The organism is Prosthecobacter fusiformis (assembly GCF_004364345.1).
In the GTDB taxonomy this organism is placed as follows: Bacteria; Verrucomicrobiota; Verrucomicrobiia; order Verrucomicrobiales; family Verrucomicrobiaceae; genus Prosthecobacter; species Prosthecobacter fusiformis.
On sequence record NZ_SOCA01000003.1, the window covers coordinates 614,096 to 639,480 of the forward strand.

The 25,385-nt window shown below is 57.8% G+C and carries 22 protein-coding genes; 10 read left to right on the forward strand and 12 right to left on the reverse strand.

Annotated elements, in window-relative coordinates; all coding sequences use genetic code 11:
* Positions 1-3: 3 nt before the first annotated feature.
* Positions 4-717: a PepSY domain-containing protein gene (locus tag EI77_RS11780; RefSeq protein WP_133795454.1), complete on the forward strand. Its 714-nt coding sequence runs from the start codon at positions 4-6 to the stop codon at positions 715-717.
* Positions 718-801: 84 nt separating this feature from the next.
* Here the strand turns inward: EI77_RS11780 and EI77_RS11785 are convergent, their stop codons facing one another.
* From EI77_RS11785 to EI77_RS11810, 6 genes are all read right to left on the reverse strand, one after another.
* A complete protein-coding gene (locus EI77_RS11785) occupies positions 802-1,182 on the reverse strand; it encodes a glycine zipper domain-containing protein (protein WP_133795455.1) in 381 nt (126 codons plus the stop codon).
* Positions 1,183-1,321: 139 nt separating this feature from the next.
* The gene (locus EI77_RS11790; protein WP_133795456.1) at positions 1,322-2,452 is read right to left on the reverse strand and encodes a beta/alpha barrel domain-containing protein; all 1,131 of its coding nucleotides are present in this window, start codon (positions 2,450-2,452) and stop codon (positions 1,322-1,324) included.
* A gap of 33 nt (positions 2,453-2,485) precedes the next feature.
* Complete coding sequence (locus EI77_RS11795; RefSeq protein WP_243838805.1) at positions 2,486-3,673, reverse strand: PQQ-dependent sugar dehydrogenase; 1,188 nt, start codon at positions 3,671-3,673, stop codon at positions 2,486-2,488.
* Between the two features lie 350 nt (positions 3,674-4,023).
* Positions 4,024-5,028: an SGNH/GDSL hydrolase family protein gene (locus EI77_RS11800; RefSeq protein ID WP_133795458.1), complete on the reverse strand. Its 1,005-nt coding sequence runs from the start codon at positions 5,026-5,028 to the stop codon at positions 4,024-4,026.
* Positions 5,028-6,599 (reverse strand): MBOAT family O-acyltransferase, encoded by a 1,572-nt coding sequence (locus tag EI77_RS11805; RefSeq protein ID WP_133795459.1) that lies wholly within the window; start codon positions 6,597-6,599, stop codon positions 5,028-5,030. The genes EI77_RS11800 and EI77_RS11805 overlap by 1 nt, the downstream gene beginning before the upstream one ends.
* Before the next feature lie 58 nt (positions 6,600-6,657).
* Positions 6,658-7,245 carry a nucleoside/nucleotide kinase family protein gene (locus EI77_RS11810; protein WP_133795460.1) on the reverse strand — a complete coding sequence of 196 codons (588 nt, stop codon included), beginning with the start codon at positions 7,243-7,245 and terminating at the stop codon, positions 6,658-6,660.
* Between the two features lie 140 nt (positions 7,246-7,385).
* On the opposite strand from EI77_RS11810, the gene ychF reads away from it, so the two are divergent.
* On the forward strand, positions 7,386-8,501 hold the full coding sequence (gene ychF / locus EI77_RS11815; RefSeq protein ID WP_133795461.1) for a redox-regulated ATPase YchF: 1,116 nt from the start codon (positions 7,386-7,388) through the stop codon (positions 8,499-8,501).
* 90 nt (positions 8,502-8,591) lie between these two features.
* Here the strand turns inward: ychF and EI77_RS11820 are convergent, their stop codons facing one another.
* Positions 8,592-8,984: a putative signal transducing protein gene (locus EI77_RS11820; protein WP_166647202.1), complete on the reverse strand. Its 393-nt coding sequence runs from the start codon at positions 8,982-8,984 to the stop codon at positions 8,592-8,594.
* Between the two features lie 139 nt (positions 8,985-9,123).
* On the opposite strand from EI77_RS11820, the gene EI77_RS11825 reads away from it, so the two are divergent.
* The gene (locus EI77_RS11825; protein ID WP_133795463.1) at positions 9,124-10,581 is read left to right on the forward strand and encodes a C39 family peptidase; all 1,458 of its coding nucleotides are present in this window, start codon (positions 9,124-9,126) and stop codon (positions 10,579-10,581) included.
* Between the two features lie 15 nt (positions 10,582-10,596).
* On the opposite strand, the gene EI77_RS11830 is transcribed toward EI77_RS11825, so the two are convergent.
* The 5 genes from EI77_RS11830 to EI77_RS11850 form a co-directional block, all read right to left on the reverse strand.
* Positions 10,597-10,851 carry a hypothetical protein gene (locus EI77_RS11830; protein WP_133795464.1) on the reverse strand — a complete coding sequence of 85 codons (255 nt, stop codon included), beginning with the start codon at positions 10,849-10,851 and terminating at the stop codon, positions 10,597-10,599.
* Complete coding sequence (locus tag EI77_RS11835) at positions 10,848-11,066, reverse strand: hypothetical protein (protein WP_133795465.1); 219 nt, start codon at positions 11,064-11,066, stop codon at positions 10,848-10,850. Before EI77_RS11835 ends, EI77_RS11830 begins: the two co-directional genes overlap by 4 nt.
* A gap of 76 nt (positions 11,067-11,142) precedes the next feature.
* A complete protein-coding gene (locus EI77_RS11840; RefSeq protein WP_243838808.1) occupies positions 11,143-13,581 on the reverse strand; it encodes a c-type cytochrome in 2,439 nt (812 codons plus the stop codon).
* A gap of 210 nt (positions 13,582-13,791) precedes the next feature.
* Positions 13,792-15,069 carry an ATP-dependent Clp protease ATP-binding subunit ClpX gene (clpX, locus tag EI77_RS11845; RefSeq protein WP_133795467.1) on the reverse strand — a complete coding sequence of 426 codons (1,278 nt, stop codon included), beginning with the start codon at positions 15,067-15,069 and terminating at the stop codon, positions 13,792-13,794.
* 133 nt (positions 15,070-15,202) lie between these two features.
* Positions 15,203-15,865, reverse strand: a complete 663-nt coding sequence (locus EI77_RS11850; protein ID WP_133795468.1) for an ATP-dependent Clp protease proteolytic subunit — start codon at positions 15,863-15,865, stop codon at positions 15,203-15,205.
* Positions 15,866-16,162: 297 nt separating this feature from the next.
* On the opposite strand from EI77_RS11850, the gene rpsB reads away from it, so the two are divergent.
* The 7 genes from rpsB to EI77_RS11885 all read left to right on the forward strand — a co-directional run bounded on the left by rpsB (position 16,163) and on the right by EI77_RS11885 (position 25,273).
* Positions 16,163-16,852, forward strand: a complete 690-nt coding sequence (gene rpsB, locus EI77_RS11855) for a 30S ribosomal protein S2 (RefSeq protein ID WP_133795469.1) — start codon at positions 16,163-16,165, stop codon at positions 16,850-16,852.
* A gap of 39 nt (positions 16,853-16,891) precedes the next feature.
* Positions 16,892-17,494 carry a translation elongation factor Ts gene (tsf, locus tag EI77_RS11860; protein ID WP_133795470.1) on the forward strand — a complete coding sequence of 201 codons (603 nt, stop codon included), beginning with the start codon at positions 16,892-16,894 and terminating at the stop codon, positions 17,492-17,494.
* Positions 17,495-17,755: 261 nt separating this feature from the next.
* On the forward strand, positions 17,756-21,205 hold the full coding sequence (locus EI77_RS11865) for a response regulator (protein WP_133795471.1): 3,450 nt from the start codon (positions 17,756-17,758) through the stop codon (positions 21,203-21,205).
* Positions 21,202-22,032 carry a CheR family methyltransferase gene (locus EI77_RS11870; protein WP_133795472.1) on the forward strand — a complete coding sequence of 277 codons (831 nt, stop codon included), beginning with the start codon at positions 21,202-21,204 and terminating at the stop codon, positions 22,030-22,032. The genes EI77_RS11865 and EI77_RS11870 overlap by 4 nt, the downstream gene beginning before the upstream one ends.
* Positions 22,029-22,625 (forward strand): chemotaxis protein CheB, encoded by a 597-nt coding sequence (locus tag EI77_RS11875; RefSeq protein ID WP_133795473.1) that lies wholly within the window; start codon positions 22,029-22,031, stop codon positions 22,623-22,625. Before EI77_RS11870 ends, EI77_RS11875 begins: the two co-directional genes overlap by 4 nt.
* Entirely contained in the window at positions 22,622-24,151 is a 1,530-nt protein-coding gene (locus EI77_RS11880) for an ATP-binding response regulator (protein ID WP_133795474.1), read from the forward strand. The genes EI77_RS11875 and EI77_RS11880 overlap by 4 nt, the downstream gene beginning before the upstream one ends.
* 126 nt (positions 24,152-24,277) lie before the next feature.
* A complete protein-coding gene (locus EI77_RS11885) occupies positions 24,278-25,273 on the forward strand; it encodes a sulfite exporter TauE/SafE family protein (protein ID WP_133795475.1) in 996 nt (331 codons plus the stop codon).
* Positions 25,274-25,385 lie beyond the last annotated feature (112 nt).

Sequence of the window (25,385 nt, forward strand, 5' to 3'; positions counted from 1 at the left end):
CCTATGAATAAAAATTTCGTTCGTAAAGCTCATCGTTGGTTAGGCCTGATTTTCAGCCTCACCATTCTCATGTCCGCCGGGAGTGGTGTGATCCACAATGTGATGACCCGCACGCAGGCTCCGCCACCATCCGCCAGGCCGAGCGGGCAGGGGCTGAATGTGAGCCAGATCCAAATGGGAGTGGCTGAAGCGACAGCCAAACTGCCGGAGGCGGCTCAAGGCGTGAGCGCGGTGAATGTGCGCAGCATCGGTGGCCAGCCCTGGTACCAGGTGTATCTGAATGCCTCCCGCTCCGCCCAGTATGTAAGCGCGGTGGATGGTCGGGTGGATGCGGCCCAGGATGAAGCTTATGCCAAGGAGATCGCCAGTGCTTTTTTAGGCGGGGCGCAGGTGGAGAAGACGGATTTTCTAACGGCGTTTAACAATGAGTATATCAATATTTTTCGCATTCTGCCGGTCTATCGTTTCGACCTGAAGGACGAGCTGAATACCCGGGTCTATGTCTCCACCATGACCGGCAGTGTGACCCGGCATACGGATGATGGACGCCAGTTCGAGGCGCGAATCTTTACCAACTTTCACAAGTTTGGCTTTATCCCGAACAAGGATGTGCGGGATTTTGTGCTGACCACGCTGACCTTCGCCACCTGTGTGGTGTCACTGTCGGGCATCGTTCTGTTTTTTATGACGAGGCCGAAGAAACGTCAGATGCCTTGATGCGGTAGCTGGTTAGACGGGTTTTATCCGGCGGGGATCCAGCTGATAGCTTGTTTATCCCCGCCGGACAAACCTGCCCCATGTTTACCAATGGCGATGGTAATGCCCGCGATGACCGTAACGGGGACCGTATGGGTACCCGGTGCGGTAATAGCTGCTGCGATAGGGGTAATAGCGAGGGCCTGTGCGGTAATAGACTGGACGGCCGTAGCCATAATAACTTTGGTCACGGCTGGCACCGATGGAGGAGCCTGCGAGAGCACCAATGGCACCGCCGATGGCGGCACCCTCCAGGGGGCGTCCGCTTTGACTGCCAATGATGGCACCGAGGGTTCCGCCGCCGACGGCACCGATAACCGCGCCGTCACGCTCGTAGGGACCGGCATAAGGACTCACGCAAGAGGTGAGAGCCATCGCCAGACCCACGGCACCGACGGATAGCAGATGACGAAATTTCGTTTTCATAAGGGTGGAGAATGGAGTTTTTTCGCGCTCCGGGAAACCGGAGCACAAGAGTTAGACCTTCTGACTCACCAAACTATTCGAAAGAAGCTGCATGAGGGCGTGTAACGAAAAGTGACAGCCCTGTCATTAGCAGACGGGGTTACTTTTTCTCAAAGTAAGGGATGCCCAGGCGTTTGGCCACGCGGAGGGGGCGGCGCATGGCCTCTTCCATCCGCAGGGCTTCGTCGGCACCACGAAGATCTTTGCAGTCTGGGTGGGATTCGGGGGCATCAATGAGGCCGAGGTGATGAAGCACATGGGCGGTGCTGTGCTTATACGGGGCGGCGCTCATGCGGTCATCCAGACGGAAGACGAGGTCTTCGAAGGACTGGAAGGCCTCGAAGAGTTTATAAACCCGGGTATCGAAACGGCCGCTGCCGGTCTTGAATTTTTTATCGGCCACGCTGTCCAGCAGCCACATGTCACGGGCCGCGCAGATGAGCGGGCAGGCGCTGACGCCGGCACCGATGAGGAGTGGCAGGCCCAGGCGGATGGCAGTGGGGATGCCGTAGTCGTCACCGCTATGGGGGGCGAAGGGCAGATTGAGGTCCTTGCACATGGCGGCCCAGTAGAGGAAGTGCGGCTCGTCCAGGGTGCTGATCTTGCCGCCGACGTATTTTGGATGATTGGCGATTTCGTTCAGCAGCCACGGTTCATAAGGACTGGCCCAGGGGACAAAGGATGGCTCCAGGGCGTGAGCGATGGCCGGGTGGGTGATGTGCTCGGCGATCTCGAAATAGGCATCGCGGCGGGCTTCGGGTTCCAGGATGTTCAGGAGCCGTGAGGTCATGATCATCATCTCGCCATTGTCATGGCTCTGGGCGATGTCCAGTAGGGGCCAATAGCGCTCGGCCTTGAAGACCTCGTCCTTTTCAGCGCCGCGTGCGGTGACGCCGGCGATGAATTTCTGCGTGGGAAACTCAGCGCGGAATCGCTTCAGCACCTCAGCATAAAGCTCGTTGCTGAGGTCAAAGATGTAACCGGTATCCGCATTCAGGACGAAGACCATTTCTACGCCATAGTACTCCCCGCATTGCTGCATCCAGCGGACGCTTTTGGAGAAACCGTCCCAGTCCGGTTTTTGATCCTTGAAGGGCAGCAGGGTCGCCACGCAAAGGCGGGCCTTGGTGGTGTGATCCACCAGGGATTCTTCCGGGGTATAAGCCCAGACGGTTTCTTGCCAAGTGGTGGTGGGCTTGAGATCGGCGGCGGAGGAGATCAGGTCTGACATGGGACGGGAAAAGAAAGAGCGATGGAGCGGAACTTACTTGCTGAGGCGGTGGATGGCACCATTCCAGTCCAGGACCAGCAATTCGCCATTGGCATCTGCGCAGAAGGCGGTGGGCTTCATGTGCACACTGGGCTTCTTTTTGGCATCTGTGGCCACGGTCTGCGGGCTTGTGTAGAGGAGGGTGTTGCTTTCGACCTTGCCTTCGTCGCTGACTTTGAGTGCCCAGATTTTGCCCAGGACGAAGTCGCCATAGATGTAGGCATCCTTGAGCTCAGGCAGAGCAGTGCCGGTATAGACAATGCCGCCGGTGATGCTCAGGCCATCGCCATGATGGTATTCGTGGATGGGGTCGATGAGCTTGGCTTCTGCTGGCGCGGGATCCAAGCGCAGCGGGAATGGACGGGAACCTTCGCGGAAACTCCAGCCATAGTTGCCGCCTTTGACGATCCAGTTGATCTCCTCCCAAAGGTCCTGGCCCACATCGGCCAGCCAGAGGCGGTCTTTGGCATCGAAGTACATGCCCCAGGGATTGCGAATGCCGTAAGCATAGATCTGCGGCAGTGCATTGACGCCGTCGGCAAAGGGGTTGTCCGCTGGGATGCCATAAGCGTTTTTGTATTCGCGGCTGTCCACGTCGATGCGCAGGACCTTGCCCACAAGCACGGCGTTGAGCTGGGCCATGCGCTGCTCATCGTTGCGCTTGGAGGTATCTCCCACGCCCATGTAAAGGTAGCCGTCAGGTCCGAAGAGGATGTTGCCGCCATGGTGGTTCCAATTGATGAGCGGGATCTCCAGGAGGGTGCGCTCCGTGCTTTCATCGGCCTTATCAGCATCGGCGCTGACCTTCATTTCGGTCACCACCAGGCGCTTGGGCTTCTGTAAGGTGTAGCAGAGGTAAAAGAGGCCGTTTTCCTTGTATTTTGGGTGAAAGGCCAGGCCGTTGAGGCCTTCTTCAAATTTGCCGTTGTCTGCCTCCATGGCGCGGGTGCTCAGGTCCAGAAAAGTTTTCGCTTCGGCGGCCTGTTCGTCCTTCGGCAGAATGAGGATCTGCCCGCGCTGCAGGGCCAGAAACTGGCGCTGGCTGCCATCCGGTGGGATGACCACCGCGATGGGGAACTTGGTGTCCAGCTTCTCATAGATGCGTGCGAGCTTGACGGTGTCCTGCGCTAAGGCGCTGCTGGCCAGGAGAAGACCGGTGGTGAGAAGGGAGGCGAGTTTCATGCGATGACAGATTGGTGAGGTGACCCACTTTGGGAAAGGAGAAAACGCAGTGAGGACGGGATTTATCCGGGTGGATTGAGGATTTTGTGGGAGGAACGTGGAAATTAGAAAGAGCGAAAGCGTGAGTATCCTACTCGCTGGGCTTTCTTAGTGTGTTGGAGGCCGGAAAAGTGTGGGCGCAGGGGGTGATCTCGCCGGAGGCTTGGCCGACGGGTATTCTTGAGGCTCAGGCATCTTCGTCATCCATAAGAGGCGAGTAGTCTCGCTTCGCTCAACATACACGCGCTCCTCGGAAAGGGGACGTTGAGGCGGGAGCGCGAGTATCCTACTCGCCTAGCTTTCTAACGGCGCTACTTAACGATCCCAGGCGCTGGCAGCCAGCCTTTGTCTTTCAAGGTGCGGGCGATGGCTTCGGCGATAAGGCGGTGACCTTCGGGGCGGACGTGGTTGGAGTCGGTATAAAGAGCGGTGACTTGAGTGGGAGGAATGACGCTTTTCATGGTCACGCGGGCCACAAGGTCGCTGGTGAGGGGGGCGGTCCAAGAGTCGGTGACGCGGTCATCCAGGAGGATGCCACCTTGGCCATCCTCCTTTTTGGTGTTGCTGGCCTGCACGACGAGAAGGGTAGGGATGCGGGCGGCTTGCAGACGCTGGAGGCCGTCCTGGGTGACTTTTTGGAGCCTTTCCAGCCATTCGCGCTGGGTGTTTTCATCACTGGTGGCGAGGAGTTCCACATTGGCATCGGAGACGCCGGACTGGTTGCGGACGGTGTTGGGCAGCCATTGCCAGTAGATTTTTTCGGTCTTCATCTCGTAGAGCTGACGCAGCACGAGGGAGCGCATGAGCCAGTTTTTAGGATGCGGGCTGTTGAAGTCATCGCGGCGGCGCGATTCACGTTCGTCCTCGTATTCATTGGACATGCCGACGTGCAGGATGACGAGGCTGGGCTGGTACTTCATCACCTGGCGGAGGACGATGTCTTTACGCCGGGCACCATAGCCAGGCAGGCCCAGGTTCAGGCACTCCGCCTGGATGCCCTGGGCGCGGAGCTGTTTTTCGAGCTGGCCTGCGTAGGATTCTTTGACGCTTTTTCCACGGGCCACGGAATCGCCAATGACCATGATCCGGTAGGTGCCTTCCGGGCGCTGCTGGGCGAAGGTCTGGGGAAAGAAGCGGCGGCCACCGGCGCGTTGCAACTCCACCTTTCCATCGGGTTTTTCGACAAAGCCGACGGTAGGGTGGTAGCCATAGTCAAACCGGCCCTCCATGGTGCGGACGAAGGCGAAACGGGTGAGAAGCTCTGCGCCGATGAGCAGGGCGGCGAAGAGGAGGAAGCTGCGGGTGATGGCACGCATCAGAACTGGAAATAGATGAACTCCTGCTCCGTGGCGACGGAGCTGACAAAGGCGGCGAAGAGAAGGAAAAAGACGAGGCCACGGGCCACCCAGGGAAGGCGGGTCAGCTCGGCCTCGTCGCGGGGTTTCAGCGTGAGGAGCTGGAGGAGGATGAGAGGTACGATGTGAAAGAGAAGCCAGAGGGCCGGTTTGGTCCAGTCTTCACCGCGTGTCCAGTCCGTCAGGGCGTGCAGCCAGACACCGAGCTGGGGCATGGTCTGGGCGCGGAAGATGGCCCAACCGAAAAGAGTGAGAATGAACATGAGGCAGACTGCCAGCACGGGCTTGCCACCGGAGGTGGCCTTTTCCAGGGAGGCGAGGCCGGGGATGAGGCGGTAAGCCGTCTGCATGGCGGCATGATAGCCACCCCAGAGGACAAAGGTCCAACTGGCCCCGTGCCAGAGACCGGCCAGGAGCATCGTGATCCAAAGATTGATGATCGTACGCGCAAGCCCGGACCGGTTTCCGCCTAACGGAATGTAAACATAATCGCGGAACCAACTGGAAAGGGTGATATGCCAGCGCTGCCAGAAATCTGAGGGGCCCGTGGCCAGATAAGGGAAGCGGAAATTCATGCTCAGGTGAATGCCGAGGAGGCGGGCGGAGCCGCGAGCTAGGTCGGTATAACCGGAGAAGTCACCATAGATCTGGAAGGCAAAGGCGATGATGCCGAGGAGGGCCCAGGGAGCATTGGGGGTGGCACCGGGATTGAAGACGTAATTGGCGACGATGGCGCAATTGTCCGCCACGAATACCTTTTTGAAGGCACCGATGAGGAGCAGGCGCAGACCCGCATGCAGATGATCCCACTCCCACACGGCCGCCCGGGTGAACTGCGGCATGAAGTGGGCGGGGCGCTCGATGGGACCGGCGACGAGCTGAGGGAAAAAGGCGAGGTAGGCGGAAAAGGTGAGGAGGTCCGGTGCGGGCTGTACCTTGCCCTTATACACATCCACCGCATAGGCGACGGACTGGAAGGTATAAAAGGAAATGGCGACGGGCAGGATGATGTTTGGCAGCGTCCAGCCAGGGTCAATTCCAGCGGCACCGAGCAGGGAGACGAGGCTGTCTGCAAAAAAGCCGAAGTATTTAAAGAAGCCCAGCACGGCTAGGTTCGTCAGGATGCTGAGCCACATGAAACTGCGGCGGCGGCTCTCCTCCGGCCGGGTCCAGATCCACTCATGCACGGGGACGAAGAGGAGGGGAAAGACCGCGGCGACGATGAGGCTGGTCTGGCTGATGCTGACGTGATCCTTCCCAAAAAGGGCGCATCCACCCAGCCAGAGGAATGGGGTGAGGGTGGTGGCGATGATCTTTAACCGGCTCTCCCGTGCGCCGACCAGGGAGCGTGCGCAGAAATAATCAATGCCCGTGGAGGCCATGAGCAGCGCCAGGAAGCGCAAGTCCCACATGCCGTAAAAGAAGTAACTGGCGATGAGCAGCAGCCCCATCCGGCCTAAGCGTGGAAGCGGCCAGTAGAGGAGAACTACGAGCGGGAGAAAAAGGGCGTATTGCCAGGACGTGAAGGTCATGTGTCAGCACCGGCGGAAGTCTGACGGGAGGCCAGATCTGAGCTGGGCGCACCGCCTCTCAAGTGGCGGACGCTTTGGTGACAGATCCGACGGATTCTTCCGACGGCGCCCGATCATGGGACGCCACTAGGCATAAGTCAAAGACATGATCAGCGGGGATGCCGACTTCATCAGAGGAATGGAGGGTCTTGCGGAAACGCGCTTCACCATCGTGATCTCTCTCCCGGAGGCGCTGGGCCCGGATCTCCTCCGGAAGGCGCAGGCGCAGGGCCACATCACAGCGCTCCAGGCGTCGCTCCGGTTTGCTGTTCACATACACCACCAGCTTTTTGCGCCTGAGGAAGTGGAGAAAGGGGGCCAAGTTGTCACGCTCCTGACTGCGGCTTTTGATGCGGCGGGTGAAGATTCCCAAAAGAGGGACGGCCAGGACGCCATCGTCGATGACGCCAATTTTCCGGGGGGAGATGCCTGGGAGGCCTTTTTTGCGGAGGAGCTTTCCGAGGGTGGATTTTCCAGCCCCTGACTTGCCCGTGATGCACAAAATGATCTGCCTTTTCTGCTGGAGCATCTGGGTGCACGTTTCGGCCAGCCTGCCATGCCAGGCATCAGGCGTGAGGGCTACGGGCTCTGGGGCAAAGGATGACATGTGTCAATTTTGACGCAAAGGAAACGGGCGCAAGTTTGAATATGCCAACTAGGTAGATGCAGGAAAAAGGAGGAGACGCAGGCAGGGACACACACTTTTCGTTCGCACCTGCGGCGGAGACCGCTATCCTCGCCACCCTTATGCTCCAAGCTGGAATCGTCGGCCTGCCCAATGTAGGCAAATCCACTCTCTTCAATGCAGTCACCCGCACCCGCAAAGCGGAGGCTGCGAACTATCCCTTTTGTACCATTGAGCCCAACCAGGGCGTGGTCGTCGTTCCAGATGAGCGCCTGGCGGTGCTTTCCAAGATCAGCGGCTCGCAGAAGCTGGTGCCAGCGGCCATTGAATTCGTGGACATCGCCGGTCTGGTGAAAGGAGCCAGCCAGGGTGAAGGCCTGGGCAATAAGTTCCTGAGCCACATCCGCGAAGTGGATGCCATCGTGCACGTCGTGCGCTGTTTTGAAGGCGGGGACATCACCCATGTGGACGGCAGTGTGGACCCCATCCGCGACATCGAGGTCATCAACACGGAGCTGATCCTGGCGGACATGGACAGTGTGTCCAAGCGCAAGAGCCGCTCTGAAAAGGATGCCAAGCGCGGCGTCAAGGAAGCGCAGGCCGAGTTTTCCCTCTGTGAAAAACTGCTGCCGCACCTGGACGCCATGAAACCTGCGGTCACGCTGGAACTCAATGACGAAGAGAAGAAGGTGCTGAAGTCCTTCTTCCTTTTGAGTGGAAAGCCCTGCATCTACGCCTGCAACGTGGGCGAAGACGAATTAGCTCAGGCCTCCAAGGAGCCGGACAAACATCCGCAGGTGGCCAAGGTGCGTGAATACGTGAAACATGCCCATGCTGCCAGCGCCTGTGTTGTCAGCGCCGCCATCGAGAGCGAACTGAGCGAGCTGCCGGAAGAAGATGCCAAGGCCTATCTCGCCGATCTGGGCGTGGAAGATAGCGGTGTGAACCTGCTCATCAAGAGCGTCTATGCGTTGCTGGGTCTGCAAACCTACCTGACCACCGGTGAGAAAGAAACGCGTGCCTGGACCATCACGAAAGGCATGAAGGCCCCCCAGGCTGCCGGCGTGATCCATGGTGACTTCGAGCGCGGTTTCATCGCTGCACAGATCGTTCATTATGACGACCTCGTCGCACTCGGCTCCGAGGCCAAGGCCCGCGAGGCCGGCAAGCTGCGCATCGAAGGCAAAGAATACGTCATGCGCGACGGCGACGTCGTCGAGTGGCGGTTTAACGTTTGATCCGTTCTCTACGTTTGATCCAGGTCTAAATCAGCTTGGATCAAACCTCTGTTTACAGTCCGGCCTAACTTTGAGTAAGGTCGATTTTTGTCATTCCTGCACCGGTTTGAAAACCGTCTGGCAAGCGCCGCAACGCCATTGCTTGCGGCCGATAAGGATCGGAAAATTGAGGAGAATCAGGCTGAGGAAGGACATTTGGCGGGGGAATTCGTCAGGTGCTGTTTCTGCGGATCCACATGAGGGACAATGAACCTCCACCGCATCTGGACTGGACTGCGGGGTGTCCGCCGCCAGGAATTCCTGGGCCGCCTCCAGATCTTCCCCGGCAATTTGAACCCTCACTCCGCCGATGGCATTGGAGTAAAGCCAGTACATCTGCACAGTATTTTCATCCTGGACGAATGCGGGGATGCCTGCTGCCTCCAGCCTCATGCGTAGCAGATGCGCCTCCTCAGGTTTGCTGAATGTGGCGAAGGTGATCATAAGCGATGCTGGAAGCATGGTGGGATTTGAAGGAATGAAGATCAATTCCAATTCCTTGCTCTTTATCAGATTTCCTAAATCTGAGGCCTGCCGATGACGGAGGCTTGCTTCCAAAATTCCTTATGGTTAAAACAGGGAAATGAAACCGCTCTTGGCTGTCCTTTTTGTCATTGCATTGACCCCCGCCGCATTCTGCCAGGAAGTGCGTGTTTTCACCAATGCCCAAGGGGTGGCCATCAGGGCAGCGCTCATCTCAGTCGCCAACGGACAGGCGACGATCAAGCGTGAGGACGGTGCCCAGTTTGCTGTGCCAGTGACGGCCTTCAGTGCGGTGGATCAAGAATACATCCGCCAGTGGTCGGCAAAGCCTGCCCCAACGAGTGCCGCCGCTGGCCCGAATGCCAGTCTGGACGCAGCCACTTTAAACGCGCTGGCCGGGCAGAGCATCTTTGATGAACTGTCTCTCTGGGAAAGTCCAGGCGAAGGCGTGGCGGAGCGCCTGCAACTGCGTCGTGAATCCCAGACCTCCAATCAGAGCAGCTTCCGCTCATACCCGAAGGAAGACTTCCGTGTATTCGGCGCGCGGCCTTTCTCCGTGGCGCTATATGCGGATGAGGGAAAGACGACCAGCCTTTCTCTGGTCTTTGCCAACAAGGGCGATCTCTTTGGCTCGAAAGGAAGCGCGGAATTGCACTTCGATAAAGACACCCCTCCCGCTGAGGCTGAGAAGATTGTCAAAAAAGCCATGGATGCCGATTTGAAGGCCATCTCTGAAACGATCACGGCTAAACTGGGTGCGCCCAAGAGGGAACGTTTTGGCGAAGGCAAGACCGGGCGCATGAACATGCAGCGCTGGGACTGGCGCGGTCATTCCATCCTGCTGGCGGAAGCGGAGGGTGAATATGTGGGGCTACAAATTGTGCCAACCGCCTTTGCCGATGCTGGTGGAAAATCCACCCGCGTGCCGGATGCTGTCATTCGAGAGCGCTCCAGCAAAAACGTGCTGAAGCGCCCGAATGGTGATGTGGTTATCCAAGACATCCCCATGGTGGACCAGGGGCCAAAGGGCTACTGCGTACCCGCCACGGCTGAGCGCGCCATGCGTTACCTCGGTGTTTCGGCCGATATGTACATTCTAGCCAATGCAGGTGGGACTGGATATGGCGGCGGCACCAGTGTTTCCAAACTGCTGGAGGGAGTTGGCCGTTACATCCGCGCCAAGGGACGTTCCTTTGATACCTGGGAAGGCGCCATGTCCGTGCGAGATCTGGCCAAGCACATCGACAAAGGCATCCCCGTCATTTGGGCACTCAGCAGCACGAAGGCCTTCAATGAAACCGCCAACCGCCGGACCGATGAGCGCAAGACCGTCACCGAATGGAGCGAATGGAAGAAAAAGCTGGCCGTGGACACAGCGGATAACGTCCTCATGCCTGATAGTGAATCCGGCCACGTGGTGCTCATTATCGGCTACAACAAAGAAACGGGCGAAATCGCCTTCAGCGACAGTTGGGGCGAACGCTTCATGGAGCGCTGGATCACCATCAAAGAGGCCGACCTCGTCTCGCAGAGATACTACTACGTTGTTGGGTTTTGAGCGGGAAGGGGAGGTTTAACGGTCCGCCCAGCCAATATGCGTGATTTTTAGATCTCCATCCGCAATATCCTCCCAATATTCAATGGCAAACCGGCCCATCACGCAGCCAGCAATTCTGCGGTCAGTGGCGTCGCGTCTCTCGTATTCTGCATGATATGAGGGGAACTCACGGATGGCTTCTAATTTCCTGCGGAGGAGTTGCCTGTCAGCGGCACGCAAATTCAGCAAAAACTCTATTGCCTCATCCAGCAGAAAAAGACGGTACCTCATGGTGCTTCTTCAGCGTCTTTGGCATCGAGTTTTGTCTCGACTTCTTCCCACGGAATCCAACGTGAGGGCGATTTATCATTCAGTGCTGCGGCAGTCCGTGTAGCCCAATGAGGATCGGACTCCCGCGCCCGCAAATCGATCAAATAGCCCATAAGCTGGTTGCGACCTTCCGGAGGGAGGCTGGCAATCTCCTGTTTTAAGGATTCTAAGCTCATGAAAGAATAATCCTCTAAATCAGCCAACAATCAAGGCAAGGGAATAGCCTTGCCCACCCAAAGGCGCGCTGAGGTCTCACTTCGTCCTGAAATAAGCATGCCCCGGATCACCCTTGCTCAGCAGGTAGGCGAGGAGGTCAAGGATGTCGTCTTCGCTGAGCATGTTCACAAGACCGGCGGGCATCATGGAGGTTTTGCTGGGCTCGATGCTGGCGATGTCGCCGCGTTTCAGGCTCTGATTGGCGTTGGGGTCCATCATGTTGATGTTCACCATCAGGGTGTCTTCCTTCAGGTTCATGATGCGGCCGACGACGAGGCTGCCGTCCTTCATTTTGAAGTCCATGCTGCCATACTGATCGCTGATTTCCTTGCTCGGTTCGATGATGGATTCCAGGAGGTCTTTGGGGCCAAACTTCCCACTCACACTCGTCAGGTCAGGGCCCACAGCACCGCCTTCAAAGTTGAAACGGTGGCAGGCATAACAACCGATGGCACCAAAACTGTTGCGGCCATTTTCAAAATTGCGGCCACCCTCGAGCCCGACGTTGAGCACCTTTTCCAGATCCGCGACGGTCCAGTTTTTGACGTAGCTCAAAGGCTTTGCAGCAAAGGTAGGTCCTTTGGCTTCGGGTTTCGCTTCCAGGATGGGTTTAAGCGCAGCCTTTTCCTCCTCAGTCAGGCTGGCGAGGCTGTCGCGTTTAATGTCCTCAATGAACAGACCGAAGCTGGCCCCGCCTGTATAGGTAGCGGCGCGCTGGAACCACTTGAAGAACTCCTCGCGCAGGGCGGGTGTCCAGCCTGCTTTGGCCAGGCGCAGAGTTTTGGCATAACCGATCTGCTCTTCCTGGGTCGGGGCGCTGTTCACCAGCGGTACGGCTTTGGCGACGACGCTTCCATCTCCCAAATAGACCAGCATTTCACACAGATCCTGGCTGAAGCCGATATCCTTGTGTGGGAAGAGCGGGGCAAAGCGGGCAATGGTGTTTTTCTTTTGTTCCATCGTTGGTTCGCCGAGGCGCAGGAATGCCAGTGTGTAATTGCGCAGCAGCGTCGTCTGGCCGAGTAGGTCCAGCCCTTCGAGCGGGATCTTGTCCAGCGCGGTGATCACGGCTCCTTGATCTTCCTTGGCTCCATGCCGGATCAGCCCCATGAGTGCGGTGAGGGCAGCGCGAGGCTCTTTTTCGCCCAGAGCCTGGTCTTTCCAGGAGGCGACGGGCTGATGCTCAATGGCGATACGAGCTGCATTGCGGATCAGGCGGTCACCGTGTCCCAGATATGGCCACGCGGTCGCAAGCGCCTGCGGGTCCTGCTTGCCGTGGAACTGCTCCAGGCTCCGGCGCAGTTCATGCAGAGTCTTCACTTCACCTTCCAGTTTCATCGGCTGCGGAGCGGTGGATTCGCTGCCAGCATAGGTCACTCGATAAAGGGCCGATTGAGTCTTGCGTCCGCCGATGGCGAAGTACATGGCACCGTCTTTCGGGTTGATGAGCAGGTCCGTCAGCGGCAGCGGCTGGGCGCTGATGAACTCTTCAAAATCCGCTGCATACCCGGCTCCGTCTGGCCGCAGATGCACGGCGTACATCTTGCCATAGCTCCAGTCATTGATGAAAAAAGCCTCCTGATATTTGGCAGGAAATTTGGCTCCGTAACCGAACTGCGTACCGGTAGGTGAGCCCGGGCCAATGTCCTTCACCGGAGGCACACTGTCCTCCCAGCGCACCGGCCATTTGGCTGATCCGTTGCGCCAGCCAAACTCACTGCCGCTCAGCACCTGGCAGACACGCGTGGGGCGATACCATGGCAGGCTCATGTCCCATTCCATGTCCGCATCGAAGGTGAAGAGGTCCCCCTCATGGTTGAAGGCCGCACCGTATTCATTGCGGAAACCGGTGGTGATCAGCTCCCACTCCTTGCCATCCAGGCTGACCTTCGCTACCCACCCGCGTGGGGCCAGGGCATCCTTCATGAAACCACGGCCATAGATGCGCGGCAGCAGGATGTCTTCCTGCCACACTGCCGGTACGCGGTTCTTGGTGTATTCCGTCAGCGGCGTCTGGTTTCCCACGATGACGTAGATGCTCTCGCCATCCGGCCCCGGCACCACATAGTGGGGGCCATGCTCACCCGCCCGTTCGGTATACCCACGCAGCAGTTCTACCTTATCGAAAAGATCGTCGCCATTGCTGTCGCTGACTTTGTATAAACCGCGCCCCTGGTATTCATCCCCGTTTACTTGGAGATAAATCGCCCCCTTCACAAAAGCCATTCCCTGCGCCGCGCCGATGGGCAGATCCATTTTCTCGATCTTCGTCTCCGATGAGCTGCCGCCCAAAGCAGGCGGGGTGATGCGATAAAGCGGCCCGTATTGGTCCGAGGCGATCAGCCGCCCCTTATCATCCAGGCACATGCTCACCCAGGACCCCTGCTCCGCCTTCGGCACCGTATAAAGCAACTCCACCTGGAAGTCCTTTTTGACCTTGATCTGCGCCACCGGTGTAGCGGCTTCATCAGCCATTAAACTGGAGGTTAAAAAAGCGAGCGGGAGAAGATAACGGATCATGGGACGGTTGGATGAACGAGCAGACAAAACGAAAAACGCTGGCACCTGAAGCCAGATCAAAGCGGGACGCACAAAAACGCGCCCCAGTTGAGCTGGCTTGCATTTGTCGAAGATTCAAAGACGGCTGGCGAGAAAAAACTCACTCCGTCATCGGATCCGCTTTCCTCACGCCGCGTTCCGCTCAATCCGCTTCCGCAGAATCGGCGGCCGCTCGCCCTTCACCACCGCTTCATTGATGGCGACGGAACGCACATCCACGCGGCTAGGCACATCATACATCACATCCAGCATGATGCGCTCGAAGATGCTACGCAGTCCGCGTGCACCGGTGCCGCGTTTCACGGCCTCGCGCGCCATGGCCAGCAGGCCTTCTTTGTTGATGGTCAGGTCCACCCCGTCCATGTTCATCAGCTTGGCATACTGCTTCAGCAGAGCGTTCTTCGGCTCCGTCAGCACACGCACCAGTTCCTGCTCCGTCAGTGCTTCCAGCGAGCAAATCACCGGCAGGCGACCCACAAATTCCGGGATCAGGCCATAGCCTAGCAGGTCCTCAGGCTCCACCAGCAGCGGGCCTTTTTTCTCCTCTTCCTGCACTGGGGCAGGCATGTTGAAACCCATCGTCTGCTTGCCCTTGCGGCGTTTGATGATCTCCTCCAGCCCCACAAAGGCACCACCGCAGATGAACAGGATGTTCTCCGTGTTCACCTGGATGTACTCCTGCTGCGGATGTTTGCGGCCACCCTGCGGTGGCACGTTGCAGACCGTGCCTTCGATGATCTTCAGCAGCGCCTGCTGCACTCCTTCACCAGACACATCCCGGGTGATGCTCACGTTGCCCGTAGTCCGGCCGATCTTGTCGATTTCATCAATGTAAATGATGCCGATCTCCGCCTTCGCAATGTCATAGTCCGCCGCCTGGAGCAGACGCAAAATGATGTTTTCCACATCCTCCCCCACATACCCCGCCTCCGTCAGCGTGGTCGCATCGGCGATGCTGAAGGGCACATTGAGGATCTTCGCCAGCGTCTTGGCCAGCAGTGTCTTGCCACAGCCTGTGGGCCCCAGCAGCAGCACGTTGCTTTTTTCCAGCTCCACATCATTCGGGTCCGGCATCTTACGCGGGCTGCTGTCCTTTCGGGCTTCCTGCTGCTGGCTGTGCAGGATGCGCTTGTAGTGATTGTGCACCGCCACGCTGAGCACCTTCTTGGCATGAAACTGGCCGATGACGTGCTGGTCCAGAATTGCCGAAATATCCGCCGGGCGCGGCACCGTCAGCGCCGGAGTCGTTTCAGATTCCTGCGCGGCCTCCTTATCCAGGATGGCTTTGCATACGCCGATGCAGTTATCACAGATATAGACCCCGGGTCCGGCGATGAGCTTCCGTACCTCCGCATGGCTTTTGCCGCAGAAGGAGCACAAGGTTACTGTGGAAGCACGAGGCATGGCTTTAGTGTCGCATGAAGAGGGGGGAGCAGTCAAGCGGCCAAGGCAGGGTCAAAGGAGTCAAAATTGAACTCCTCCTCGCCTGACTTGCTCTTGCATTTGGACAGCCGGACCGGCCTCCACGCTCATTCCTTTATGCTGTTGTGATCGGGGGCAGCTCGCGATTGCTCTGCAGCACCTTGTCCACCAGGCCGTAAGCAGCCGCTTCTTCGGCGCTCATATAATTGTCACGGTCAGCATCACGCTCGATCACTTCAGGCGTTTTGCCACAGTGGTGAGCCAGGATGCGGTTAAGCCGGCGCTTCAGTTTGTACATGAAGTCCACCGTACGTTCCACATCGCTCGCCGTGCCCCGGGCACCGCCGGACACCTGGTGGATCATGATGTCGCTGTTCGGCAGGGCAAAGCGCTTGCCCTTCGTGCCAGAGGCCAGCAGCACCGCACCCATGCTGGCGCAGATGCCGATGCAGTAGGTATTCACATCGCAGGTCACGAACTGCATCGTGTCATAGATGGCCAGTCCGGCTGTCACAGAGCCGCCAGGGCTGTTGATGTAAAAATGAATGTCCTTTTTAGGGTCACTCATCTGCAGGAAAAGGAACTGGGCGATGATGACATTGGCCACCTGGTCGTTCACCTCGCTGCCGAGGAAGATGATGCGGTCCTTCAGCAGGCGGGAGAAAATGTCGTATTGCCGCTCATTTCGACCCTCTGTTTCAATGACGGTCGGATAGATGTAGTTGCTGGGAGACGGCGGGGCGATGGAGCCGGGAAAGTCGGTTGGGGAGTGGGACATAAGGTATGTATCTGTAATCAAGGGGTGGCGACCCGGCTTGTCAAACAAGGCCATCACTTCCGGCCAAACATTACGCTCCTTTTGGTCGCCGGGATGTAAGTGTGAATTCCGTGGCACGAAAAAGCACTTGCCGAATGGCCGTCTGCCCCTACTTTTGCCGCCCTTTTGCCGGGCACCGTTGTCAGGCAAAGGGAAAGACAACCTTAAACCGCCTCCCCTTTCGGATCTGTGCCTCCTGGCATTGAGCGTCCGCTCCCTGAGCGAAACGTGCGAAAGACCGGCACCTTACACTACCTCATGTCCCAAGCACTCGCAGAACTCGTCGAAGCCGGAGTCCATTTCGGTCACCAAACCAAGCGTTGGAACCCGAAGATGAAGCCTTTCATCCTGGATTCCCGCAATCAGATCCACATCCTCAACATCGAGGAGACCCTCAAGCAGATCGACACGGCTGCTGAATTCCTTTCCGAACTCGCCCGCAAAAACAAGCGCATCCTCTTCGTCGGCTGCAAACGTCAGGCCCAGGAAGCCATCCGCGAAGCTGCTGAAGCCTGCGGCCAGTTCTACGTCAACCATCGCTGGCTCGGCGGTACTCTCACGAACCTCGAAACCATCCGCAAGAGCGTCGCCCGCCTCGCTTATCTGGAAGAGATCGAGAAGAAGCCTGAGTTCAAGCTCATGTCCAAAAAGGAGCTCGCCAGCCTTAACCGCGAGCGTATCAAGCTGGAGCGCAACCTTCGTGGCGTTCGCGGCATGGACAAGTATCCTGATGCCGTCGTCATCGTGGACTCCGCTCGTGAGCACATCGCCGTTCATGAAGCCCGCCGCCTCGGCATCCCGATCGTCGCCCTCGTGGACACCAATGCCGACCCGGACAAAGTGGACTACCCCATCGCCGCCAACGACGATGCCATCCGCTCCATCCGCATCATCCTGCAGAAGCTGATCGACCCCGTCATCACCGCCACTGCTGAGCTCAAGAAGTAAGAGCCCCAAACTCCCAACCCCACTCCCCTTTAAAGACACATGGCTGAAATCTCCGCTAAAGTTGTCATGGCCCTTCGTGAAAAAACGAATGCCGCCATGATGGAATGCAAAGCTGCCCTCAAGGAAGCCGATGGCGACCTGGAAAAGGCAGAAGTCATCCTTCGCAAGAAGGGCACCATCAAGGCCGAGAAAAAGGCCGACCGCCAGACCAAGGAAGGCATCATCGCCTCTTACATCCACATGGCAGGCCGCATCGGCGTGCTCATTGAGGTGAACTGCGAAACTGACTTCGTGGCCCGCAACGAAATCTTCCAGGCCTTCGTGAAGGACATCTCCCTCCACATCGCCGCTGCGAACCCTAAGTTCCTGGCTCGTGAAGAAATCTCCGAGGCCCTCATCGCCAAGGAACGCGAAATCGCTGCCGACCAGGTCAAGGGCAAGCCCGAAGCCATCGCTGAAAAGATCATTCAGGGTAAGATCGACAAAATCTTCTCTGAGCAGTGCCTCCTGGAGCAGGCCTTCATCAAGAACCCCGACCAGACCATCGGCGACTTCGTGAAGAGCAAGATCTCCGAGCTGGGTGAAAACCTCGTCGTTCGTCGCTTCGTGCGCTTCGCCGTGGGTGAAGACCTCTCCGCGTAAAACCGGCCAGTCGCTTTTAAAGCTTCAAAACCTCTCAGAGGGCGGGATGCGAATCCCGCCCTTTTTTATGCGAATCACCGGCTAAAGTATTCCTGCATTTGTAAAGGACAGCCGCGGCCGCATTTACAAGTCTTCAAAGCCGCGCATTGTACACGCAAAACCATAGCAGCAACGAATGGCAATAGCTCCGCAGGTGGCCCGTTGACACTTTTTTCGCTGACCGGCCAGAATCCGGCTCCTCTGACCTCCCGACACTATTCTATGACTTCGAAGCTCGTCTCCTCCGGAAACAACCGGCACGCCTCGGCCGGCATCTCATTATTCATTGGCCTGGCTTTGGTTTTAGTCTTTTTCGGCACCAGCGCGACGATCGCGTTCTTCAATATCAGCACCCTGCAAAAGGTAACCAACGATGTCTCCCACACTCATGAGGTGACCATAGCCCTCGAAGATCTCGTTTCGTTTGTGAAAGACGCCGAGACAGGGCAGAGAGGCTACGTCATCACCGGTGAAGAAAGGTATCTTGAACCTTATACATTCGCCCTTGCCCATATTGAGGAACGGGTGGAGGACGTCAGAAAACTGACCGCTGATAACCCGGACCATCAGGCCCAGCTTCCGGAGATCCAGGCCCAGATTGACCTCAAGCTGAAGGAGCTGGCCGAATCCATCACCGTGCGGCGTGCAGAGGGTTTTGAAGCTGCGCGTGCTATCGTGGTGTCGGATCGTGGCAAGGCCTCAATGGACAGGCTGCGGGATCGCATTGTGACCATGCAGCAGGACGAGCGCAAGCTGCGGAAACAACGCCTCGAAGAGAGGGATATCGCCTTTCGGGCGGCGGTGCAAAGCGGGCTGGTGTCAGCTCTCGTGGGGGGGCTCCTCGCCGTGGTCGTCAGTGTCCTGCTGCGCCGGACGGATCAGGCACGGTGGAGGCAGGAGTGGCTGCAGACCGGGCAGGCAGGTCTGAGCGCCAAGCTCATTGGCGAACAGCGTCTGGATGTGCTTGGGGACAATGCTTTGCAATTTCTGTGCGAATATCTCGGGGCCCAGGCTGGGGCCATTTTCATTGAAGATGGCAGTAAGTTTCGCCGCTGCGCGACCTATGCGGTGCCTTCATCGGCCAGCTTGCCGGAGAGCTTTGCACCGGGTGACGGCCTGCTTGGCCAAGCCGTCAAGGATGCACGTCCTTTCCTCGTTCGGGACGTTCCAATGGGGTATCTTAAAATTGGTTCGGCACTTGGGAAAAATCCACCGCGCCACATGCTCATTGCTCCTGCTCTCATCGATGGCGGAGTCAATGCGGTTGTGGAACTGGGCTTCTTCGAGCCCGTGCCCGAGGCTTCCATTGAACTGCTGATTCGCACCGCAGAATCCATTGGCGTGGCGGTCAATTCCGCCAAGTCCAGAGCCCGCATTTTGGAGTTGCTGGAAGAAACCCAGCGCCAGTCTGAGGAGGTGCAGGCGCAGAGCGAGGAACTGCGCGTCTCCAACGAGGAATTGGAGGAGCAGAGCCAGGCCCTTCAGAAAACGCAGTCACAACTGGAAAACCAACAGGCCGAACTGGAGCAGACCAACCTGCATCTCGAAGCGCAGGCGCGGCTGCTCGAAGCGCAAAAAGACGATCTCGTGGTGGCCAAGCTGGACCTGGAAAGCCAGGCGCGCGTGGTTGAACAGGCCAGCCAGTACAAGTCAGCCTTCCTTGCCAACATGTCCCACGAGCTGCGCACGCCGCTCAATTCTTCGCTCATCCTCTCCCAGCTTCTGGCAGAAAATCGCCACGGCAATCTCACGGAAGAACAGATCAAATACGCGCGCACCATCCAGAGCTCCGGCAATGACCTGCTCGCCCTGATCAATGATGTTCTCGACCTTTCGAAGATCGAAGCAGGCCGCATGGACCTGACGCCGCAGCGCATCAACATCACTCAGTTGCTGGAAACCTTGCGCAGCCAGTTTGAACCGGTCGCGTCCAATCGAGGTCTGGCCCTTCAGCTGACCATCGCACCTAAAGCTCCGCAAAGCATAGAAACGGATCCGCATCGCCTGGAGCAGGTGCTTCGCAATCTTTTGTCCAATGCGCTGAAGTTTACTGAGAAGGGCGAAGTGGCGATGGAAGTTGCCGCCGCCGCCCAGGGTCGTGTATCGTTTGCTGTCCGGGATACCGGCATCGGTATTGAGGCCGAGCAGCAGCGCCTCATTTTTGAACCGTTTTGCCAGGCGGACGGAACGACCAGCCGCAAATATGGCGGCACCGGTCTTGGCCTGTCCATCTCACGGGAGCTGGCACGGCTGCTTGGGGGCGAAATAGTGCTCACGAGCCAGATCGGTCGTGGCAGCGTATTCACCGTCATTCTGCCCCAGACCCTCAAAGCCGCTGCTCCTGAGGCTGAACCCGCGCCTGTCACCTACGAGCCAGCGTCCACACCTTCCCCTGCTTCTCTTCGGCCGTCTGCGCCATCCGCCCCCTCCAAGCCAGTCACGTTGCAGCAAATCGTGGCCGATGATCGGGAAAAGCTCAGCAGTTCCAAGCAAATGATTCTGGTGATCGAGGATGATGCTAGCTTTGCGGAGATCCTCACCCACCTAGCCCATGAGCAGAATTTCCAGTGTCTCGTGACGTCCAGTGCCCACGAGGCACTGGAACTGGCCCGGGAGCACCTGCCTAGCGCCGTGGTGCTGGATGTCGGGCTTCCCGATGGCTCGGGTCTTTTTGTGCTCGACCGGCTCAAGCACGATGCGCGCACGCGACACATCCCGGTGCATGTTGTGTCAGGCAGCGACTATGCGGAGAAGGCGCTTGCGATGGGAGCGGCCGGCTACATGCTCAAGCCGGTCCCGCGTGAGAAACTCGCCGATGCCTTTCAGGCGCTGGAAAAACGGCTTACACATCGGCTGCGGCGGGTGTTGGTGGTAGAGGATGATCCCATCCAGCTCGGCGCGCTTTGCTCCCTTCTTTCTTCCCGCGAGGTCGAGGCCATTGGCGCGCAGGATGCCGCAGGCTGCTTGGAGCAACTTCAGGGGGATACCTTTGACTGCATGGTGCTGGATCTTAGCCTGCCAGATGCCAGCGGTTTTGCGCTCTTGGAAAAAATCAGTGCTGACGAGTCTTATCCTTTCCCGCCTGTGATCATCTACACCGGCCGAGAACTGAGCGCCGATGAAGAACAGCGCCTGCGTCGTTACTCCAAATCCATCATTGTCAAAGGGGCCAAATCGCCGGAACGGCTGCTTGATGAAGTTGCTCTTTTCCTTCACCAAGTCGTTTCCGAACTGCCTGCCGAGCAGCAGCGGATGATCGAAAAAGCGCGAAGCCGCGAAGCCGCGTTGGAAGGTCGGCGTGTGCTTCTGGCCGAAGACGATGTACGCAATATCTTCGCCCTCACCAGCCTGCTGGAGCCGTTGGGCCTGATTCTTGAGATCGCCCGGAATGGCCGCGAGGCGCTGGAAGCACTAGAGCGCACACGCGATTCGCAGACGCCAATCGATCTCGTATTGATGGATATTATGATGCCTGAAATGGACGGCCTGACCGCGATGCGCGCCATCCGGGAGAAACCGGAGTGGAAGAAGCTGCCAATCATTGCACTAACGGCCAAAGCCATGCCGGCTGATCAGCAACAATGCCTGGCTGCAGGTGCCAACGATTACCTGGCCAAACCTCTCAATGTGGAAAAACTGCTCTCCCTCGTGCGGGTGTGGATGCCAAGATGAAAACGGATACCGCCGAGACCGAAAGCATCGAATTGAGCCTGCTTGTGGAAGCCATCTTCCAAAAGTATCATTACGACTTTCGTGACTATTCGGAGGCGTCTCTCAAGCGCCGTCTCGTGCATGCGCGCGAACGCTTTGCTTGTAAAACTTTCTCGGCTCTCCAGGAGCGCGTTCTGCACGACAGTGAAGTGCTGCCGGAAATGCTCAATTATCTCACTGTCCAGGTCAGCGAAATGTTCCGTGACCCGGACTATTTTAAGGCCCTCCGGGAGCAGGTGGTGCCGCATCTCCGCACGTATCCATCGCTGAAGGTCTGGATCGCGGGCTGCAGTTCAGGCGAGGAGCTTTATTCGATGGTCATTCTTTTTCGAGAAGAAGGACTCGAGGAACGGACCATTTTTTATGCAACTGATATCAACACAGATGCGCTGAAAAAAGCTGAGGCAGGAGTGTATGATCTGGAGCGGATTCCGCTCTTCACTTCCAATCATCAGCGTGGAGGGGGGAAGTCATCGCTTTCTGATTATTACACCACCGCCTACGGTGCCGCTGTCTTTGATAAATCGCTGCGCAAACGCACCGTCTTTTCGGATCACAGCCTGGTGTCCGATGCTGTCTTTGCCGAGGCGCAGCTCGTCTCCTGCCGTAACGTACTAATCTATTTCAACCGAGAGCTGCAGGATCGTGCGGTGGGGCTTTTTAAGGACTCGCTCGTGCGCAAAGGTTTCCTCGGCTTGGGCTCCAAAGAAAGTCTGCACTTCTCGGCTCACGCGGAGGATTTTCAGGAATTTGCCCGCAACGAACGCATTTATCAAAAACGCGGATGAACCACGAACTTGCCAGCGGAAAGATCAAGGCGCTCGTCATAGGCGGCTCGGCAGGTGCGGTGGGCGCGCTGCTGGCAATCTTGCCTCCATTGCCGCGCGATTATCCGCTGGCGGTGATGGTCGTCGTTCATCTCCCGCCCGACCCCAACAGCATCCTCGCCACGTTACTGCATGGTCGTTGTCAGATCCCGGTTAAAGAAGCTGAAGACAAGGAGCCCATCTGTGCTGGAACAGTCTATCTGGCACCTCCGAACTATCATCTGCAGGTCGAACCTGATTTTCATCTTTCGCTCTCGCAGGATGAGCCGGTGCATTTTTCCCGGCCTTCGATTGATGTCCTTTTTGAAACAGCCGCCGATGCCTATGGCGATTCACTTGCAGGTGTCGTGCTTACGGGGGCCAGTCGTGATGGCGCCCGGGGTTTGCGTGCGATTGGCGAAGCTGGTGGAGTGGTCATTGTACAGACGCCCGCAAGTGCTGAAGCTGCCACGATGCCGCAAGCGGCGCTTGACGCCTGCCCTGCGGCACGGACCCTTGATCTCCCCGAGCTCGCCGCTGCCTTGCAAACCGATCTCGTCTCCGCCCCGACATGACCCCCCCGACGATCAAGTTTCTGCTTGTGGATGATCTGGACGCCAACCTCCTGGCCCTGGAAGGTCTGCTGCGCCGGGATGGGTTGGAGCTTCTCAAGGCGCGCTCTGGGCCTGAGGCGTTGGAACTGCTGCTCGTTCACGATGTGGCGCTCGCCTTGCTGGATGTGCAGATGGCGGGTATGGATGGCTTTGAGCTGGCTGAACTGATGCGCGGCACCGAGCGCACCCGGCGCGTGCCGATCATCTTCCTCACCGCTGGCGCGGTGGATCAGCAGCGGCGCTTTCGCGGGTATGAAGCCGGTGCGGTGGATTTTATCTTCAAACCCATCGAAGCCCATATTTTGCAGAGCAAGGCCGGCATCTTTTTTGAACTGGCCAAGCAGCGCGAGGCTCTCCGCCAAAATGCCGAGGAAGCCCATGCCGCCAGCCGTGCGAAGGATGATTTTCTCGCTGCCCTGAGCCACGAACTGCGCACCCCGCTGACGCCTGTTTTGATGAGCGCGGCCTCCCTTCAGGACGATCAGCGGCTTCCTGCCGACGTGCGTGAACAGCTCGCCATGATGCGGCGTAACATTGAGCTGGAAGCGCGCCTCATCGACGATCTCCTTGACGTCACCCGCATCAGCCGTGGCAAGCTCACCATTGCCCCGATCCCCGCCGATATTCACGAACTCCTGCGGCACAGCGACGACATCATCCGCAGCGACGGACAGGATAAAAACGTGCAGGTGGACTTTGAACTCACAGCCGTGCGGCATCATGCGCTGGCCGATCCCACCCGTCTGCATCAAGTCTTCTGGAACCTGCTGAAAAACGCGCTCAAGTTTTCACCTGCCGGAGGGACCGTGACTGTGCGTACGCGTAACGATGCGGAGGACAGGCTGGTCTTGACGGTGGAAGACCACGGCGTCGGCATCAGCCCGGAGGCGCTGCCGCACATCTTCCGCGCCTTTGAGCAGGGGGATGTGGTCGGGCAGCACCGCTTTGGCGGACTTGGCCTGGGACTTGCCATTTCGCAGGCCATTGTGGAGGCTCACAGTGGGGAGATCCATGCCGACAGCCCCGGCGTTGGCCAGGGGGCCACCTTCATGGTTGCTCTGGCCACGGTGGAGGCGCCTGCAGTCGCGGCAGACACGCCGGCAGAACCCGCTTCATTGGCCCCGGCATTGCGCTTGCTCATTGTTGAGGACCATGAAGCGACTCGTACCATGCTCGCGCGCCTGCTTTCCAAAAGTGGCCATCGCGTCACACTTGCCAGTTCCATCGCCGAAGGTCTTGCCGCGGTTGCCCTGGATCATTTCGATGCTGTCATCAGCGACCTTGGCCTGCCGGATGGCAGCGGTCTGGACCTCATGCGGGAGATCCGCCGTCAGCGTCCCGTCCACGGCATCGCCCTCAGCGGGTATGGCATGGAAGAAGACGTCCGCCAGACCCGCGAGGCCGGCTTCTTCGCCCACCTCGTCAAGCCTGTCAGCATTGATCAACTCCGCCAGCTCCTCGCTCACATTCCTCAGGCGGTTAAGTGAATCTGTACAGCAGATAATATTGCAGGGAATCCTTATGCCGAGCCGTTATCACCACGCCAACGAGATAGTATAAGTGGTCTGTTCATTTGAGAATGGCTGGCCATCGTCCTGCTAATACTGCCCAACATGTTTCGCAGCAAAGTCTTCACTTTATGGTTCATCGGCATGCTCATCATTTGGGCAGGGCTGTTTTATTCCTTCTCGGATCTGTCGTTTCTGTTTTCTCATCTGCATTATCCGGTCATCATGGTCCTGGGGGCCTTTGTCGCGGGATTGACTCCTGAAGGAGGTGGGGCGGTGGCATTCCCGGTGCTCAGCGTATTCTTCAATATCGACCGCGTCATCGCCCGTGATTTCAGTCTGATGATTCAAAGCGTCGGCATGACCAGCGCCAGCATCTTCATCCTCAGTCATCGGGATAGTGTGCTGCGGGCTTACAAGCCCATGCTGTATTTTATTCCTGTGGCCTTTGTAGGTTTTGTCATTGGCATGATGACCTTGCAGACGATGCCGGTTTATATCATCCAGGCATTGTTCCTCAGCCTCATCACCACATTCGCGATCGCATACATTTATAGCAGCCATCGAGGCACCAGGACTTCGTTGGAGTTCAAAGGCGGTTGGGATACCTTTTATCTCGGAGTTATTCTGCTGGTTGCAGGCATGTGCGCCAGCCTCTTCGGGACCGGTGCAGACATCATTCTCTATACTTTGTTAGTCACGCGTTTCAGCATGAATGAAAAGGTGGCCACCCACCTCAGCATCATGATCATGGCTGCGATGAGTGTCCTGGGATATGCCTACCGTCACTTTGTGGATGCAGGACTCACCAGTGACCAGATCGGAACTTGGTTGTGCGCCTATCCCGTGGTTCTCTTCATGGCACCTTTTGGGTCCTACATTCTCCACAAGATGAACGTGGAATGGATGCTGCGTGGAGTTGTCCTTCTCAATGTCGGTCAGTTGCTCTACTTTAACATCAACAAGCCCTCTGTGGAGAAGTTCATCGCCTCCGGCATCTTCTGCATCGTCCTCATGTTCGTCTTTGCCGTGACTCTCTCCCGCCTGGCCAAAAAGAGCCGACTTGAGGATGCCTCGTTGCCCCAGCCCGAGGAGGCTTGAATCCCGCGCTCATTGGAGCACACCTAAAACGAGCTGATCCCCATCAGCCCCAAAGGGGCGCGCCAATAAACCCAGGGCAAGCGAGCTTCAGCGCGCACAGCCCTGGGGTAAG